This window comes from Streptomyces sp. NPDC059037 (assembly GCF_042740015.1).
Lineage (GTDB): Bacteria > Actinomycetota > Actinomycetes > Streptomycetales > Streptomycetaceae > Streptomyces.
Window position 1 is genome coordinate 22,262 of record NZ_JBHYIG010000050.1, and the last position, 17,130, is coordinate 39,391.

Here is a 17,130-nt window from a genome sequence, read left to right on the forward strand (position 1 = left end):
CGCCATGACGACACAGGTACGCGTAGGGGTCCAGGCCATCGTCCGGGCGGGCGGCCGCGTGCTGCTCGGGCTGCGGGCCAACACCTTCGGCCACGGCACGTGGGGGCTGCCCGGCGGCCATCTCGAAGTGGGCGAGTCGCTGGCCGGTGCCGCCTGCCGGGAGCTTGAGGAGGAGACGGGGCTGCGCGCGATCGGCACCCGCGTCGCCTGCGTCACCGATCCCGACCCGGCGGCCAATCACCACATGCAGATCGGCGTGGAGATCCTGGACTTCGCCGGTGAGCCCCGGGTCAGAGAGCCCGAGCGGTGCGTGCGCTGGGAGTTCTGGCACCTGGACGCGCTGCCGGACGCGGTGTTCGTGGGATCGGTGGGGGTGCTGCGCAGCGTCAGGGATGGCGCTCTCCATCTTCCCTGACGGTGAGCGGCGCCCCCGGCTTGCGCAGCTGGTCGTCGGACAGGGCGCGCACGGCGTTGCGCAACGCCGTCTTGTGCTCCTCCTCGCTCGCCTCGAACTGGTCGAGGGTGCTCGCGAGCTCCCATTGGATCTTGAACTCGGCCTTGCTGTCTTCGTAGTACCTGCTGTCCTTGTGGAACTCCATCTCGATCACATTGAGCTTGCGCCGGGTCCTGTGCTCCGGATTGGACGTGATGTAGGGCTCGAAGAACCCCATGTCCGTCGTGAGGAGCGTCGACCCGGGGATGTCGATGTGCGCGAACCGCAGCTCGACCCGGTCGCGGTAGGTCTTGCGCAGCGTGCGATAGGCGTCGACCACGGGAAGGAAGGTCTTGTTGTAGTAGTCGCTCGCCGCGACGATGTCCACGATGTTGTGGGAGTTGGGCCGCTCCGCCGTCGCGTCGTGCTTGGTGAAGATGGCGAGGGAGTTCCAGGGGCTGACGATGATCGCGTAGAAATAACTGCCCCGCCGCAGGGCGTGGATGACGTGGTCGTGGAAGCGCCGCAGGTCCGGCAGCAAGAACGACGCGCCCGCATGCGCGACCAGCCTGATCACATTGTTCTCTCGCCGCAGCGCCCTGCTCTTGGCCTGGTTGCGGGCCTCGTTCTCCTGCGGGGTGTAGGTGTGCTCGATGCGGTAGTCGAGTTCGCCGGGCGGCGTCGCGGCGACCCGCAGATCCGCGAGCGCGGTACGCAGCGCGCGGGCCTGCGCATGGTCACGGCCCAGCGTCTCCGACGCCCTTGATGAGGCCGCTTCGAGCAGCGCCACCGCCTGCTTCCTGCGCAGCACGCTCAGTTCCGCGCCGTCGGCGGCGTCGAACTCGGCTGCGGCGAGGGCCGCTTGGGCGATCAGCGTCTGCTGGTGATCGATGCCCAGGAGGGCCGACGCGCGTAAGTGCGCGATCTCCAGTTCGCCGAGCTCCGCCTCGCTCCGCGCCTCGTCCTGCACCGCCCTGGCCGCCTGGAAACGCGCCGCCGCGAGCGCCGACCTGGCCGCGATGGCCTTGGGGTGGTCCTCGTCCTTGGAGCTGGTGAACCGGTCCACGGAGTCGGCGAACGCCCCGAGTGTGCGCGCGAGTTCGGCCGTGTCGCGCTGGATCGAGGCCACCTCGACGCGCACCCAGTCGGCGGTGAGCCGTGCCTCCGGGTCGCCGCCCCAGTACATCCCCAGTACGGCGACCGCCTTCTGTGCCCAGACCTTGGCATCCCCCAGATGCCCGGCGCGCAGGCTCACGGCGCTCAAGTTCGCGAGAATCCGGGCGAGTTCGGGGGCGGCCGTGCGCTGTGCCCTGCTCAGTGCGCAGTTGAGGACAAGACGGGCCCGGTCGAGATCGTCGTGTTCCGCGAGGAGCGAGCCGAGTTCGTTCCAGGTGTCGGCCGTGAACTCCTCGCGGTCCGCCTCGGTGAGCTCCATATGACGCAGGGTCACATTGGCGACGGCCAGGGAGAGTTCCCGCATGCCGAGCGCGAGGAGCAGCTGGGCGAGGTGGATGTGCTTGACCGCGGCGGTGCTGCGGGGCGCGTAGGGCGCTTCGGGATGGCTGAGGCGTTCCACATAGCCCGCGAGCGTGCACTCGATGTCGGGCCAGGGCCTCTCGTGCGTCAGAAGGGCGTCCTCCGCCGCCGATATCGCCTCGCTGAGATTCACATTCGTCGTCATGTCCCCTCCAGGTGACGGGCGTTCGCCACGCCTGCCGGGCCCGTCACGGCCGGTGGTGCCAGCGCAGGTTCACATAGCCGTTCACGCCGGCCCTCTCCAGTTCGGCCGGCACCGTGCGGTCCTTCCGGGCAAGCGCTTCCGCCTGCGGGTCCTGGACGACGGTGTAGATGTCGTCCGGGTCCGGTGGTGTCTGCTGTGCGCGCAGCAGGCGGAACTTGAACAGATCGAATCTCCGCACCGCCTCCTCGATCGTGCCGGCGAAGAGCATGTCCGCCGGGGCGTCCGTGGTGGCGGGCCGTGCGACGAGCAGACCGAGAACGACCGGCGGGCGGTCGGGCTCCGTGAGGTCGATGGGGCTGCCGGAGTACTTGCGGACGTCGCACGAGCCGTCGTGCCGCAGCCGGTGGGAATTGACGGCCTGGTCACGTGTGCTCTGGTAGATGACGGATACGTGGGCGACGGTTCCCCGCAGCCCGACGCCGTTTCCCGGCGGCCGGTGCGTGGCCGCCCAGGAGTCGTGCCGCCGTGCGGTGCCGAAAAGGACACCGGGCAGCGCGACGCCTTCGCCCTTCCGGAAGACGATCCGTACCAGGGCCATGTCGGAGAGGAGATCGAATTCCTTCACCTCGCCCTCCAGCCGCCTTCCACCGGGCAGCCGGAGCATCACCGGCCGCTTTCCCTTCTCCTCGTCATCGCCCAGGCAGTGCGCGGCGGTGAGCGCGAAGTATTTGGTGAGACGGACGCCGGAGCCGATGCGGCGGTTGCTCCGGAAGATCTGGACCAGGTGCTTGTGATGCGTCATGGGTTCGTCCCCCCGTCCGATCCCAGGAACGTCTGGCGCCATTGCGTCGGGAATATGCAATGGTAGCCACGACTGGTTCCCGGCAGGGAGCGACCGGACAAGAATCCTTTCCCGGAAGCGACTTGGGAAGATTGGGAAGAATCGTGATCCGGGCCGGAAAGAAGCGGAGTCAAGAACCTGCCCAGGAGATCATTCCGTACTCGTGCGCCGGAAAGGACGCCACTTCCGCACCACCCCGCGCTCCTTTCTCTCCCCGTGCACCTCCTTGCGCAGGATGCGCAGGAATTGACGGTCGGCCTCCTCCGATTTCTTGACGAGCTCGGTGAATTCCCGCCACCGCGGGTCCGTCCGGCTCACCCGTGGATTGGTCCCCTCCTGACTGTCCCAGTCCTGCCATGCCTCGATCCAGGAGCGCAGCGCCTGGAACGTGGCCCAGTGCGCGTCGAGGACCGTGCTGCTCGCGTAGATCTCAAGGCGGGCCGCCAGAACATGGGCATCGGCCACCGCCGCACGGGTGCCGTCCGGCCACTTCCCCGCCACGGACAGCTCCGCGCGCAGGTCGCCGAGCCGGTGGACGACGATCATGGCCTCCTCGTAGACCTCCATGCACCGTGTCCAGACACGGTTCTCACGCTCTCTTTTGTTCGTCGCGTGCTGGGTGAGCCACGCCCCCGAGAAGGAGGCAACGGCGCCCAGGCTCATTCCGATGATCGCCGCAGTGGCCGGATTGAGTGTCACTCCGTCATCATGGCCGCCGGAAGCGGGCCCGGGCAGTCGTCGTCGTACGGCAATGTCCCCTGGCCGGAGCCGAGTTGGAAGGGCGTATCGCATGGCCGACCATGACCTCACGGGGTTCACCCGGGGTCTCTTCACACACGAGGGCACCACCCGCAGGGTTCTGCGGCGCGGGGAAGGGCCCGCCGTCATCGTGATGGCGGAGATACCCGGCATCACGCCCAAGGTCCTCGCGTTCGCCGAGCAGGTGGCCGCCATCGGCTGCACGGCGGTGCTCCCCGTGCTGTTCGGGAAACCCGGGTTCGACCCCGACCCCAAGACCCATGGGCAGCTGAAGGCAGGGCTCTACGCGGCGTCGACCGCCCTGAAGGTCTGTGTGAGCCGGGAGTTCACCCTGCTCGCCACCGGCCGCAGCTCACGCGTGGTCAGCTGGCTGCGCGCCCTCGCAGCGCACGAGCACGAGCGGTGCGGCGGCCCCGGGGTCGGCGCCGTCGGCATGTGCCTCACCGGCGGCTTCGCCCTGGCGATGGCCACCGACGAACGGCTGCTCGCCCCGGTCCTCTCACAGCCCTCGCTGCCGCTCGCCGTCAACTCCCGCCGTGCCTGCGGCATCGACATCTCCGCCGATGAGCTCGCCGTGGTGAAGGGCCGCTGCGAGCGGGACGGGCTCCGGGTGCTCGGGATGCGCTTCCGCGGCGACCGGCTGGTTCCGGGCGACCGTTTCGCCTTCCTGCGCGAGCAGCTCGGCGACGCGTTCACCGCCGTCGAGCTCGACGACAGGGACGCCAACCCCGATGCCGTCCTGCCGCCGCACTCCGTCCTGACCGAGCACCTCATCGACGAGCCGGGCCAGCCGACCCGGTCCGCGCTCGACGAGGTCCTCGATCTCTTCCGTACGCGACTGCTCACGGACACGGACACGGACACGGACACGGACAAGGGCACCCCGGCTGCCTGATCGCCTCAGACGCCCGAGACCTCTCCGCGCCGCACCGCCCGCGGCGTCGCCCCCCACCAGCGGCGGCAGCAGCGGTTGAGGGCCGACTGTTCGGAGAGGCCGAGGAGCAGGGCGATCTGGCCCAGCGGGAGGTCGGTTGTCGTGAGGTAGCGGCGGGCGGCGCCGCGGCGTTCCGTGTCGATGATCCCGGCGAACGTCGTGCCCTCGTCGCGCAGCCGCCGCTGCAGGGTCCGCGGGTGGACCTTCAGGAGTCGGGCGACAGTGTCGATCTCGGGAGGCGCAGTGCCCAGCGAGCGCGCGACGACGGCGCGGACCCGGCCGACCACGTCCGTGCGCTCCCTGAGCGACTGCTCGTCGAGATAGGCGAGGGCGAGGCGGCGCAGCTCGGCGTTGGAGCCGCCGAGCGACCGGTTGGCCAGGCTCAGCGGGACACGGAGCAGCGCCGCCGGGCGGTTCCCCTTCACGGGTACGCCGAAGAAGTCCTCGTACGTGGAGAGGGGGGCCAGGAGGGGGTGCGGCAGCTCCACGGAGCCGAGCCCGTAAGGGTGGCCGACGAGGTAGCCGATCGCCCGGTGCATGAAGCCGAGGGAGAGGTCGATGCCCTGGGGCGGGGCCTCCACGCCCTGGAGAACGCCGTCGCGCACGCCGTACCGCAGCGCCGCCACCCCGGGAGTGCCGTACGGATCGGGCTCCAGGCTGAGGCTCAGCGAGCGTGCGTGCACGAAGAGATAGCGCGTGGTGCACTCCAGGGCGTCCCCGAGGGTCGCTGAGTTCTGGATGGCGAGGGCGAGGGCGCCGAGCATCCCCAGGTCCTGCCGGGCCGCGATCCGCAGGCCCAGGTCCGGGCAACCGAGATCGGCGGCGGCCAGCTCGAGTACCGTGGCCATCGCCTCTTCGGGGACGAGCAGATCGTCCGTGTCGAGCGCGGCCGTCGGGCAGCCCGCCTGCCGGGCATAGGCCTCGGCGTCACCGCCCAGCTCCGCCACCGTGGCACGGAAGCCGCGCAGCCCCGCCGATCTGATCACGGACATGTCGTACAGGGTCAAAGATCTGTCGTCCCGGGTCAATTCCTGGCGGGTGTGCTTCCGGACACTGAGGACCATGACGCAAAGCGCAGACTCAAGGACCGCGGGCTCCGGGGCACCGGCCGAGCACATCGACGTCGTCATCGTGGGCGCGGGTCTCTCCGGTGTCGGCGCCGCCTACCGGCTGCAGACCGAGTGCCCGGAGCGCTCGTACGCGATCATCGAGGCGCGGCAGTCCATGGGCGGGACGTGGGACCTGTTCCGCTATCCGGGCGTGCGCTCGGACTCCGACATGTTCACGCTGGGCTATGCCTTCAAGCCCTGGCGCGACTCGAAGGTGCTCGCCGACGGCCGGTCCATCCTGAGCTACATCAAGGAAACTGCAGCGGAGTTCGGCATCGACCGCCGGATCCGCTACGGCACCAAGGTCGTCGCCGCCGACTGGTCGAGCGAGACGGCACGCTGGACCGTGACGCTGGAGCGCACGGATGCGGACGGACAGCGCACGCCGGCCACCGTCACCTGCGATTTTCTCTACTCCTGCGCGGGTTACTACAACTACGACCAGGGGCACACCCCCGAGTTCGAGGGCGTCGACTCGTTCTCCGGCACGGTCGTGCACCCGCAGTTCTGGCCCGAGGACCTCGACCACACCGACAAGCGGGTCGTGGTCATCGGCAGCGGTGCCACCGCCGTCACGCTGGTGCCCGCGATGGCGCAGAGCGCCGCGCACGTCACCATGCTGCAGCGCTCCCCGACCTGGATCGGCTCGCTGCCATCGCGGGACCGCCTTGCCGACGGCATCCGTGCCGTACTGCCCGCGGGCGCGGCCCACCGGGTCGTACGGACGAAGAACATCCTCTTCGCCATCGGCCTCTACCAGTTCTGCCGCCGCAGCCCGAAGGCGGCACGGCGCGTGCTCACCGGCCTCAACAAGCGCATCGTCAAGGACGACCGGCTGGTCGCCGACCATCTGACCCCGGCGTACGACCCGTGGGACCAGCGGCTGTGCGCGGTGCCCGACGCCGATCTGTTCAAGGTCCTCAAGACGGGCGCGGCCGAGATCGTCACCGACCACATCGACCGCTTCGTGCCCGAGGGCATCCGCCTGAAGTCCGGCCGTGTCCTGGAGGCCGACGTCGTCGTGACGGCCACGGGGCTCCAACTGCTCGCGTTCGGCGGCATCTCACCCAGCGTCGACGGCCAACCGGTCGAGCTGAGGCGCCAGTTCGTGTGGCGCGGCGCGATGCTGACCGGCGTACCCAACTTCGCGGTGTGCATCGGCTACACCAACGCCTCCTGGACACTGCGCGCCGACCTCACGTCCCGCCTGGTGTGCAAGGTCCTCAACCACATGCGGGAGAACGACTACGCGGCGGTGGAGCCGACACCGACGGGCGCCCTGAACGAACGTCCGCTGCTCGACCTGGCCTCCGGATACGTCCAGCGGTCGATCGACGCCTTCCCCCGGCAGGGCGACAATAGCCCCTGGAAGGTCCGGCAGAACTACGTGCTCGACGCGGCGTCGACGCTGCGGACGAACCTCCGCAGGACGCTGGCGCCGACGCCGGCGGCAGCCGTGCGCCGGGCGCGGGCGGCGGCGGAGACCGAGCGGCCCCGCGAGGAGGCCGCTCGGTGACCGGCTGACGGGCCGATCGACCGAGGGAGGCCGGTCGGGCGGCGTCAGATCGCCCGGCACAGGCCGCTCAGCGCCTCAGCGCCTCAAATGGCTTCGCGAATGGCCCGTTCGAAGCCCTCGACGTGGCTGCGGGTCAGCCGCGCCGCCTGGTCCGGGTCGCCGTCGACGATCGCCTTCAGCAAGGGGTCGTGCTCCACGACGTGCCCCGTCATGCCGGGCAGCCGGTCGATGAACAGGCACCAGATGCGGGTGGCCAGGTTGTCGTGGCGGACCAGGGTGTCTTCCAGGTACGGGTTGTGCGTTGCTGCGTAGATGGCGCGGTGCACCTGGAGGTCGAGGCGCATCAGCTCGTCCGGGTCGTGGGGACGTGAGTCCACGCCGGCCAGCTCCCGCCGGAGCGCCGTCAGGGCCGCCCGGTCCGCGGCCGTGGCGCGTCGCGCGGCCTGGGCGGCGGCCAGCGGCTCCAGCTCCTGGCGCACCTCTGAGATGTGGGCCAGGTCGGTGATGTTGACGTCGGTGGCGAAGGTGCCGCGCCGGGGGTACGTCGTGATCAGACGCTCGTACTGAAGCCGCTTGAGCGCCTCGCGCACAGGGGTCCGCCCGACGCCGAGGGACTGTGCGAGCTGGTCCTCGTTGATCGGCGCCCCGGGGCGGATCTCGAGCATGACGAGCCAGTCACGGATGGCGCGGTAGGCGCGTTCGGCAAGGGACAGCTCCTCGCCTCTGGGCGCCGTGTCCAGCTGCTTCATGAAATCCCCTTGCTCCAATGCCCCCTTGACCTGTCCCGCGAGCTCCCATACTTTACCGCACAGGCTGATATATCAGTTGCCCATTAGATGGCTCTCAGGATGGTGCACAGATGGCAACGAACCCGTCGACGGACCCGTCGATCACCACGGTCGCCTCGTCCCTCGCCTCTTCTCTCGCCCACCCGCTGGCCGCCATCGACCCGGATGTCGCCGCCGCCGTCGAGGCCGAGCTGCACCGTCAGCAGTCGACCCTCGAGATGATCGCCTCGGAGAACTTCGCACCGGCCGCCGTGATGGAGGCCCAGGGCTCCGTGCTGACCAACAAGTACGCCGAGGGCTACCCGGGCCGCCGCTACTACGGAGGCTGTGAACACGTCGACGTCATCGAGCAGTTGGCCATCGACCGGGTCAAGGAACTGTTCGGCGCCGAGGCCGCGAACGTGCAGCCCCATTCGGGCGCCCAGGCCAACGCGGCAGCGATGTTCGCCCTGCTCGACCCCGGTGACACGATCCTCGGCCTGGACCTGGCGCACGGCGGGCACCTCACCCACGGCATGCGCATCAACTACTCCGGCAAGCTCTACGACGTCGTCCCGTACCACGTCCGCGCATCCGACCTGCGGATCGACATGGACGAGGTGGCGGAGCTCGCCCGCGAGCACCGGCCGAAGCTGATCGTCGCCGGATGGTCGGCCTACTCCCGCCGTCTCGACTTCGCCGCGTTCCGGCGGATCGCCGACGAGGTCGGCGCGTATCTGATGGTCGACATGGCGCACTTCGCCGGGCTCGTCGCGGCCGGACTGCACCCAAGTCCCGTTCCGTACGCGGACGTTGTCACGACCACCACGCACAAGACCCTCGGCGGGCCGCGCGGCGGGGTGATCCTCAGCAGGGCCGCCCTGGCCAAGAAGATCAACTCGGCGGTGTTCCCCGGCCAGCAGGGCGGCCCCCTGGAACATGTCATCGCGGCGAAGGCGGTGGCCTTCAAGGTGGCGGCGGGGGAGGAGTTCAAGGAGCGGCAGCGGCGCACCCTGGACGGCGCCCGCATCCTCGCCGGACGGCTGCTCGCCGACGACGTGGCCGAGGCCGGGATCACGGTCCTGACCGGCGGCACCGAGGTCCATCTGATCCTCGTCGACCTGCGGAACTCGGCACTCGACGGACAGCAGGCCGAGGACCGCCTGCACCGCGTCGGCATCACCGTCAACCGCAACGCCGTGCCCTTCGACCCGCGCCCCCCGATGGTCTCGTCGGGCCTGCGGATCGGCACCCCGGCCCTGGCCACCCGCGGCTTCGGCGAGACGGAGTTCCGCGAGGTCGCCGACATCATCGCCGAGGCGCTGAAGGACGAGAGGTTCGGTGACGAGCGCGCGGGCCTGCTGCGCGACCGGGTCGAGAAGCTCGCCGCCGCCTTCCCTCTCTACCCCCACCTGCCCCACCCGAACGGAGCCGCGGCATGACCGCCGAGCCGCTGCCGGAGCACCCCGACTTCCTCTGGCGCACCCCCGAACCCCGCTCGTCGTACGACGTCGTCATCGTCGGCGCCGGCGGCCACGGCCTGGCCACCGCCTACTACCTCGCCAAGAACCACGGCATCACCAACGTCGCCGTACTGGAGAAGGGCTGGCTGGCGGGCGGCAACATGGCCCGCAACACCACGATCATCCGCTCCAACTACCTCCTGGACGAGAGCGCGGGGATCTACGAACACGCGCTGAGGCTGTGGGAGCGGCTCCCCGAAGAGCTCGACTACGACTTCCTGTTCAGCCAGCGCGGCGTGCTCAACCTCGCGCACACGCTCCAGGACGTACGCGAAGGCGTGCGCCGCGCCAACGCCAACCGCCTCAACGGCGTCGACGCCGAGTGGCTCGACCCGGACGAGGTCGCCAAGGTCTGCCCCATCCTCAACGTCTCGCCCCACACCCGCCATCCGGTGCTCGGCGGCACCTTCCAGCCGCGGGCCGGCATCGCCAAGCACGACCACGTCGCCTGGGCGCTCGCCCGCCGGGCCGACGAGATGGGCGTGGACCTGATCCAGGGCTGCGAGGTCACCGGATTCCTCAAGGACGGCGACCGGGTCGTCGGCGTCGAGACCAACCTCGGGCGCATCCACGCCGGGCGGGTCGGGCTCGCGGCGGCCGGGCACAGCAGCGTGCTCGCCGAACGGGCGGGCGTCCGGCTGCCGGTGCAGTCCCATCCGCTGCAGGCGCTCGTCTCCGAACTGCACGAGCCGGTCCACCCCACCGTCGTCATGTCGAACCACGTCCATGTGTACGTCTCCCAGGCGCACAAGGGCGAGTTGGTGATGGGCGCGGGCGTCGACGCGTACAACGGATACGGGCAGCGTGGCTCCTTCCATGTGATCGAGCGTCAGATGGCCGCCGCCGTCGAGCTGTTCCCCGTCTTCGCCCGCGCGCATGTGCTGCGCACCTGGGGCGGCATCGTCGACGTCACCCCCGACGCATCGCCGGTCATCGGCGCGACGCCCGTGGAGAACCTCTACGTCAACTGCGGCTGGGGCACCGGCGGTTTCAAGGCGACGCCGGCCGCGGGCTTGACCTTCGCCCACACCATCGCCACCGGCGAACCGCACCCCCTCAACGCCCCCTTCGCCCTCGAACGCTTCACCACGGGCGCACTGATCGACGAACACGGCGCCGCCGCCGTGGCCCACTGAGAGGAGGATCCGATGCTGCTGATCACCTGCCCATGGTGCGGCCCGCGCGACGAGACCGAATACCACTACGGGGGACAGGCCCACGTCCCCTACCCGGAGAAGCCCGCGGAGCTCGACGACCGGCAGTGGGCCGAGTACGTCTTCTACCGCGACAACCCCAAGGGTCCCTTCGCCGAACGGTGGATGCACGCCCACGGCTGCCGCCGCTGGTTCAACGCCCTGCGCGACACGGCCACTTACGAGGTGCTCGCCACCTACCGGCTCGACGAGCCGCGCCCCGACCTCGCCGCACCGGCCGCCGGAGGAGAGCGATGACCGAAAAGGAGCACTTCCGGCTCAGGGACGGAGGCCGTGTCGACCGCGGCACCGTCCTGCGCTTCACCGTCGACGGACGGGAGTTGACCGGCCACCCCGGCGACACCCTCGCATCCGCGATCCTTGCGAACGGCATCGTCGAGGCCGCCCCGTCCCTCTACCGCGGCCGCCCGCGCGGCATCGTCGCCGCGGGAGTGGAGGAGCCCAACGCCCTTGTGCAGATCGGGGGTTCATGTTCCGAAGGCATGCTGCCCGCGACGACCGTGGAGCTGTACGACGGCCTGTCCGCCACCACGCTGTCCGGGATGGGCCGGCTCGACCCGACCCCCGACCCCGCCGTCTACGACAAGAAGTACGTGCACACCGACGTCCTCGTGGTCGGCGCGGGACCGGCGGGACTCGCGGCGGCCGCCACCGCCGCCGAGTCCGGCGCCCGCGTGATCCTCCTCGACGACCAGCCGGAGCCCGGCGGTTCGCTTCTCTCCGGACGCACCGAGACGGTCGCCGCACGGCCCGCCCTCGACTGGGTCGCCGACACCCGCGCGGCACTCGAAGCCGCCCCCGAGGCCGTCCTGCTGCCCCGCACCACGGCATTCGGCAGCTACGACGACAACTACGTGCTCGCCCTGCAGCGACGCACCGACCACCTCGGCGCCGACGCCCCCGACCCGTCCGAAGGCGTCTCGCGCCAACGGCTGTGGCACATACGGGCCCGCCAGGTGGTCCTCGCGACCGGCGCGCACGAGCGCCCGCTGGTCTTCGCCGGCAACGACCGCCCCGGAGTGCTGCTCGCCGCGGCCGTGCGCTCCTACCTCAACCGGTATGCCGTGGCCCCGGGTTCGCGGGCCGTGGTGGCCACGACCAACGACAGCGCGTACGACACGGTCGCCGACCTGCACGCCGCCGGGGTCGACATCGCCGCCGTGGTCGACGCGCGCCCCACCCTCTCCCGCCGCGCCTCCGAGGTCGCCGCCGCGACCGGGGTGCGGGTGCTGAAGGGCAGCACCGTGGTCGACACCACGGGCGATGCGCGCCTCACCGGTGTCACCGTCCAGGCCCTCGACGACAGCGGTCAACTCACCGGCGCCCCCGAGTCGTTCGACTGCGACCTGCTCGCCGTTTCGGGCGGCTGGAGCCCGGTGGTGCACCTGCACAGCCAGCGCCAGGGCAAGCTCCGCTGGGACGAGGACCTGGTCGCCTTCGTCCCCGACGGCAGCGTACGCAACCAGCACGTCGTGGGTGCGGCCCGCGGGACGTACGACCTCGACAGCGGTCTTGCCGAAGGGCGGCGGGCCGGTGCGCTGGCCGCGACGGACGCCGGATTCCCCGTCCCGGTACCCGCGGCCCCCGCCGATGAGGCGCGCCCCGCCACCCGCGCCCTGTGGCTGATCCCCACCCCCGACTCAGACCCCGCCACCTGGGACACCCACTTCGTGGACCTCCAGCGCGATGTCACCGTCGCCGACGTGTGGCGGTCGACCGGCGCCGGAATGCGGGGAGTCGAGCACGTCAAGCGCTACACCTCGCTCGGCACGGCCAACGACCAGGGCAAGACGTCCGGCGTCAACGCGATCGGGGTGATCGCCGAGGCGCTCGGCGCGGGCGCGTCCCCCGGGGAGATCGGCACCACCGCCTACCGGGCGCCGTACACGCCGGTGGCCTTCGCCGCCCTGGCCGGGCGTGAGCGCGGCGAGCTGTTCGATCCGGAGCGCACGACCTCCATCCACCCCTGGCACGTGGCCCACGGGGCGCTGTTCGAGGACGTCGGGCAGTGGAAGCGGCCGTGGTACTACCCGGGGGCGGGGGAGGGCATGGACGCGGCGGTGGCGCGCGAGTGCCGCGCGGCCCGCGAAGGCGTGGCCTTCATGGACGCCTCCACGCTCGGCAAGATCGAGATCTGGGGCGCGGACGCGGGCGAGTTCCTCAACCGCGTCTACACCAACGCCTTCAAGAAGCTCAAGCCCGGCATGGCCCGTTACGGCGTCATGTGCAAGCCCGATGGGATGATCTTCGACGACGGTGTGACGCTGCGCCTCGAAGAGAACCGCTACTTCATGACGACCACCACGGGCGGCGCCGCCGGTGTCCTCGACTGGCTGGAGGAGTGGCTGCAGACCGAGTGGCCCGAACTCGACGTCCACTGCACATCGGTGACCGAGCAGTGGTCGACGATCGCCGTCGTCGGCCCCCGGTCCCGCGAGGTCGTCGCCCAGCTCGCCCCCGACATCGACGTGTCGAACGAGGCGTTCCCGTTCATGGCCTTCCGCGAGACCACCCTGGCCTCCGGCATCCCGGCCCGCGTCTGCCGGATCTCCTTCTCCGGTGAACTCGCCTACGAGATCAACGTATCCGCGTGGTACGGCCTCGACGTCTGGGAGGAGGTGGACGCGATCGGCAGGCCGTACGACATCACGCCGTACGGCACCGAGACCATGCACGTCCTGCGGGCCGAGAAGGGCTTCATCATCGTCGGGCAGGACACCGACGGCACCGTCACGCCGCAGGACGCGGGAATGGACTGGGTGGTCTCCCGGCGCAAGGACTTCATCGGAAACCGGTCCTACACGCGCGCGGACACGGCCCGCGCCGACCGCAGGCAACTGGTCGGCCTGCTGCCCGCCGACCGTACGACGCGGCTGCCCGAGGGCTGCCAACTCATCGCGCCGGACACGCCGTTGACCCCGCAGGACGGGCCGGTGCCGATGCTCGGCCACGTCACCTCCAGCTACCACAGCCCGGCACTCGGCCGTCCCTTCGCCCTCGCCCTCGTCGCCGACGGACGGGCGAGGATCGGCGAGACCCTCATCGCCCCGGTGGGCGACGACCTGGTGCCCGTCCTGGTGGCCGACTCCGTGCTGTACGACCCCGAAGGGACCAAGCGAGATGGCTGAGCCGACCGAGGCCGCCCCCGTCCCGACGCGCCTGCGCCGCAGCCCGCTGGCGCAGCTGGACGAGCGGATGCGCGCCGCCACGGTCACCGGCGCCCGCGGCGTGGCGCTGACCGAGCGGCCGTTCATCACGATGCTGAACCTGCGCGTGGACCCCGCATCCGAAGCGGCCGCCCGCATCGAGCAGACCCTGGGGACACCGCTCCCGCGCCAGTGCGGGCACACCACCGCGGCCGGCGCCCACACGGCCGCCTGGCTCGGCCCCGACGAGTGGCTCGTGCTCTCCCGGGCCGAAGGCGCCGCTCTGGCCGCCGAGTTGAGGGAGGCGCTCGGCGCGGACCCCGGCTCGGTGGTGGACGTATCGGCGAACCGCACCACGCTGGAGCTGACAGGACCGGCCGCCCGGCAGGTCCTGGAGAAGGGCTGCCCGCTGGACCTGCACCCCCGGACCTTCGGCCCCGGCCGGGCGGTGTCCACCACGGTGGGCCCCATCCCCGTACTCCTCTGGCAGGTCGCCAGTCATGGAGACGACGCACCGGCCTACCGCCTGCTCCCGAGGGCCTCCTTCGCCGACTACCTCGCGCGCTGGCTCATCGACGCGATGGGCGAGTACGGCTCCCCGGAGGTGCCCTGACCCCGCCCTTCGCCATGCGCTGACGGCCGTACGGATTCATCGCGGCGTTCCGCTTCATCGCAGCGTTCCGCGCCCCCGCCCACCCCACGTCAGGCACCCTGAACCGGCGACCACCACCCGCCCGTCCGAGAGGCCAGCCATGACCGCGCCGTCCCGCTTCATCAGCACCGTCGACTACCACACGGCGGGCGAACCCTTCCGCATCGTCCTCGGCGGCGTCCGGCCCCCGCGCGGTGCGACCGTCCTCGACAAGCGCGACGACGCCGTCGCCCGCCTCGACGACATCCGCGTACTGCTGACCCATGAGCCGCGCGGCCACGCCGACATGTACGGCTGCTTCGTCACCGAACCCGACGACGACGGCGCCGACTTCGGCCTCGTCTTCTTCCACCGCGAGGGCTTCAGCACGGCCTGCGGCCACGGCTCCATCGCCGCGGCCGTATGGGCGTACACCACGGGCCACACTCCGCTGCGCGACGACGGCACGCTCGTCATCGACGTCCCCTCGGGCCGCGTCACCTGCACGGTCCGCGACACCGCGGACGGACACCCGAGGGTCGCCTTCCGCAACATCGCCTCCTACCTGCACGCCCAGGACGTACCGGTGCCCACCCGGCGGGGCACGACCACCACCGACATCGCGTACGGCGGCGCCTTCTACGCCATGGTCGACACCCGCACCCTCGGCCTTGAGGTCTCCCGCGACCGGCTGCCCGAACTCATCGGCCTGGCCGCCGAGATCAAGACCCACGTAACCAAGAACCACCCCCTGGCCGACCCGGACGACCCCCGGATCAACGGCCTGTACGGCGTGATCTTCCACGACAGGATCGCCACGGAGGAAGGCCGCGTCGAGGAACGCAACGTCACCGTCTTCGCCGACGGCCAGGTCGACCGTTCCCCGTGCGGCAGCGGCACCAGCGCCCGCATCGCCACCCTCGCCGCGCGCGGGGAGCTCACCGAGAACGCCGTGCTCGTCAATCACGGCATCCTCGACACCACCTTCCTCGGCCGCATCGCCGCCTCGACCACCGTGCATGGGAAGTCCGCCGTCATCCCCGAGGTCGAGGGCACGGCGTACGTCACCGGCTACAACACCCTGGTCGTCGATCCGCGGGACGAGCTGCCGACCGGATTCCTGCTGCCGTCCTCGTAGGGCGCTGCTTGGGCGCCGCTTGGGCGCCGCGTGGCGCGCCGCCGAAAAAGGGCTGGCGCCCCGCGCCGCGGCCCGCCTATCGTTGGGGCCGTTCCGGAGGGGCCGCTCTACGCGGCCCTGATCCGCCGTACGTACCAGGAGGTGTGACCGATGGCTGTCGTTGAGATGGGCGCTGCCCGCATCGAGAAGTCCGTTCATTCCACCTCCGTGGTCACCGGCTGACCTTCCTCTTCACCTTCGCGCGCCAGCGTGCGCGTGCGCCGGGGCCACCCCTGTGAAGGGTCCCCCTTGTCTTCTCTCTCTGCATCCATGCAGGCTTCTTCTTCGTCTTCGCACCCTCTCGCGCCCTATGGCTGGGACGAGAACTGGGAAGCCGAGTTCACCCCGTACGCGGCGCAGGGCCTGTTGCCCGGCCGTGTCGTACGCGTCGACCGCGGTCAGTGCGACGTGGTCACCCCGGACGGAACCGTCCGCGCCGACACCGAGTTCGTCGTCCCGCGCGACCCGATGAAGGTGGTGTGCACCGGCGACTGGGCCGCGATCGACCCCGAGGGCGGCGATCCCAGGTATGTGCGTACGCTCCTTCCGCGCCGCACCGCCTTCGTGCGCTCCACCTCCTCCAAGCGGTCCGAGGGGCAGATTCTCGCGGCCAACGTGGACCACGCGATCATCGCGGTCTCGCTCGCCGTCGAGCTCGACCTCGGCCGCATCGAGCGGTTCCTGGCCCTGGCCTGGGAATCGGGCGCCCAGCCGGTGGTCGTCCTCTCCAAGGCCGACCTGGTGCCGGACGCCACGGGCCTGTCCTATCTCGTCGAGGACGTGGAGACGACGGCCCCCGGCGTCCAGGTGCTCCCCGTCAGCGCCACCACCGGCGAAGGCGTCGAGATCCTCGCGGCCGTCGTCGCCGGCGGTACGTCCGTGCTGCTCGGCCAGTCCGGAGCGGGCAAGTCGACGCTGGCCAACGCGCTGGTCGGCGAGGACGTCATGGACGTCAACGCCGCCCGTGACGTGGACGGCAAGGGCCGCCACACCACGACGACCCGCAACCTCCTGGTGCTGCCCGGCGGCGGAGTCCTCATCGACACACCGGGCCTGCGCGGCGTGGGCCTGTACGACGCCGGATCGGGTGTCGGCCAGGTCTTCTCCGAGATCGAGGACCTGGCGCGGGACTGCCGCTTCCAGGACTGCGCGCACACCGCCGAGCCCGGCTGCGCGGTGCTCGCCGCCCTGGAGGACGGCACACTGCCGGAACGCCGTCTCGACAGCTACCGCAAGCTGATGCGCGAGAACCAGCGGATCGTCGCCAAGACGGACGCACGCGTCCGTGCGGACATGCGCCGCGTGTGGAAGATGCGGGGCGCGGAGGGGCGGGCGGCGATGGAGGCGAAGCGGGGGCGTCTTCGTTAGCGCGGGCCGGGCGGTGCGGGGTCCTGTCCTG

15 protein-coding genes are annotated in these 17,130 nt (G+C 70.7%); 10 read left to right on the top strand and 5 right to left on the bottom strand.

Going from position 1 to position 17,130, the window contains the following annotated elements; genetic code table 11:
* Positions 1–4: 4 nt before the first annotated feature.
* Entirely contained in the window at positions 5–415 is a 411-nt protein-coding gene (locus tag ACFWY6_RS13635) for an NUDIX hydrolase (protein ID WP_384688889.1), read from the top strand.
* On the opposite strand, the gene ACFWY6_RS13640 is transcribed toward ACFWY6_RS13635, so the two are convergent.
* The 3 genes from ACFWY6_RS13640 to ACFWY6_RS13650 all read right to left on the bottom strand — a co-directional run bounded on the left by ACFWY6_RS13640 (position 387) and on the right by ACFWY6_RS13650 (position 3,654).
* The gene (locus ACFWY6_RS13640; protein WP_384688892.1) at positions 387–2,114 is read right to left on the bottom strand and encodes a hypothetical protein; all 1,728 of its coding nucleotides are present in this window, start codon (positions 2,112–2,114) and stop codon (positions 387–389) included. The two genes, ACFWY6_RS13635 and ACFWY6_RS13640, sit on opposite strands and share 29 nt — an antisense overlap.
* A 43-nt stretch (positions 2,115–2,157) precedes the next feature.
* Positions 2,158–2,916, bottom strand: coding sequence for a serine protease (locus ACFWY6_RS13645; protein WP_384688894.1), 759 nt, complete (start codon positions 2,914–2,916; stop codon positions 2,158–2,160).
* 189 nt (positions 2,917–3,105) lie between these two features.
* Positions 3,106–3,654: a hypothetical protein gene (locus tag ACFWY6_RS13650; RefSeq protein WP_384688897.1), complete on the bottom strand. Its 549-nt coding sequence runs from the start codon at positions 3,652–3,654 to the stop codon at positions 3,106–3,108.
* A gap of 91 nt (positions 3,655–3,745) precedes the next feature.
* Between ACFWY6_RS13650 and ACFWY6_RS13655 the strand changes: the two genes are divergently transcribed.
* On the top strand, positions 3,746–4,609 hold the full coding sequence (locus ACFWY6_RS13655; RefSeq protein ID WP_384688899.1) for a dienelactone hydrolase family protein: 864 nt from the start codon (positions 3,746–3,748) through the stop codon (positions 4,607–4,609).
* 5 nt (positions 4,610–4,614) lie between these two features.
* On the opposite strand, the gene ACFWY6_RS13660 is transcribed toward ACFWY6_RS13655, so the two are convergent.
* A complete protein-coding gene (locus ACFWY6_RS13660) occupies positions 4,615–5,640 on the bottom strand; it encodes an AraC family transcriptional regulator (RefSeq protein WP_384688902.1) in 1,026 nt (341 codons plus the stop codon).
* 70 nt (positions 5,641–5,710) lie between these two features.
* On the opposite strand from ACFWY6_RS13660, the gene ACFWY6_RS13665 reads away from it, so the two are divergent.
* On the top strand, positions 5,711–7,273 hold the full coding sequence (locus ACFWY6_RS13665) for a flavin-containing monooxygenase (RefSeq protein WP_384688905.1): 1,563 nt from the start codon (positions 5,711–5,713) through the stop codon (positions 7,271–7,273).
* 83 nt (positions 7,274–7,356) lie between these two features.
* Here the strand turns inward: ACFWY6_RS13665 and ACFWY6_RS13670 are convergent, their stop codons facing one another.
* Positions 7,357–8,022 (bottom strand): GntR family transcriptional regulator, encoded by a 666-nt coding sequence (locus ACFWY6_RS13670; RefSeq protein WP_384688907.1) that lies wholly within the window; start codon positions 8,020–8,022, stop codon positions 7,357–7,359.
* 110 nt (positions 8,023–8,132) lie between these two features.
* On the opposite strand from ACFWY6_RS13670, the gene glyA reads away from it, so the two are divergent.
* From glyA to rsgA, 7 genes are all read left to right on the top strand, one after another.
* Entirely contained in the window at positions 8,133–9,482 is a 1,350-nt protein-coding gene (glyA, locus tag ACFWY6_RS13675) for a serine hydroxymethyltransferase (protein WP_384688910.1), read from the top strand.
* The gene (locus ACFWY6_RS13680) at positions 9,479–10,699 is read left to right on the top strand and encodes a sarcosine oxidase subunit beta family protein (RefSeq protein ID WP_384688914.1); all 1,221 of its coding nucleotides are present in this window, start codon (positions 9,479–9,481) and stop codon (positions 10,697–10,699) included. The genes glyA and ACFWY6_RS13680 overlap by 4 nt, the downstream gene beginning before the upstream one ends.
* A 12-nt stretch (positions 10,700–10,711) precedes the next feature.
* Positions 10,712–11,014, top strand: a complete 303-nt coding sequence (locus tag ACFWY6_RS13685) for a sarcosine oxidase subunit delta (RefSeq protein ID WP_384688917.1) — start codon at positions 10,712–10,714, stop codon at positions 11,012–11,014.
* Positions 11,011–13,905: a sarcosine oxidase subunit alpha family protein gene (locus ACFWY6_RS13690; protein ID WP_384688920.1), complete on the top strand. Its 2,895-nt coding sequence runs from the start codon at positions 11,011–11,013 to the stop codon at positions 13,903–13,905. The genes ACFWY6_RS13685 and ACFWY6_RS13690 overlap by 4 nt, the downstream gene beginning before the upstream one ends.
* Positions 13,898–14,536 (top strand): sarcosine oxidase subunit gamma, encoded by a 639-nt coding sequence (locus ACFWY6_RS13695; RefSeq protein WP_384688923.1) that lies wholly within the window; start codon positions 13,898–13,900, stop codon positions 14,534–14,536. The genes ACFWY6_RS13690 and ACFWY6_RS13695 overlap by 8 nt, the downstream gene beginning before the upstream one ends.
* Positions 14,537–14,675: 139 nt before the next feature.
* Positions 14,676–15,692, top strand: coding sequence for a proline racemase family protein (locus ACFWY6_RS13700; RefSeq protein ID WP_384688925.1), 1,017 nt, complete (start codon positions 14,676–14,678; stop codon positions 15,690–15,692).
* Between the two features lie 309 nt (positions 15,693–16,001).
* A complete protein-coding gene (gene rsgA, locus ACFWY6_RS13705) occupies positions 16,002–17,099 on the top strand; it encodes a ribosome small subunit-dependent GTPase A (RefSeq protein WP_384688927.1) in 1,098 nt (365 codons plus the stop codon).
* Positions 17,100–17,130 lie beyond the last annotated feature (31 nt).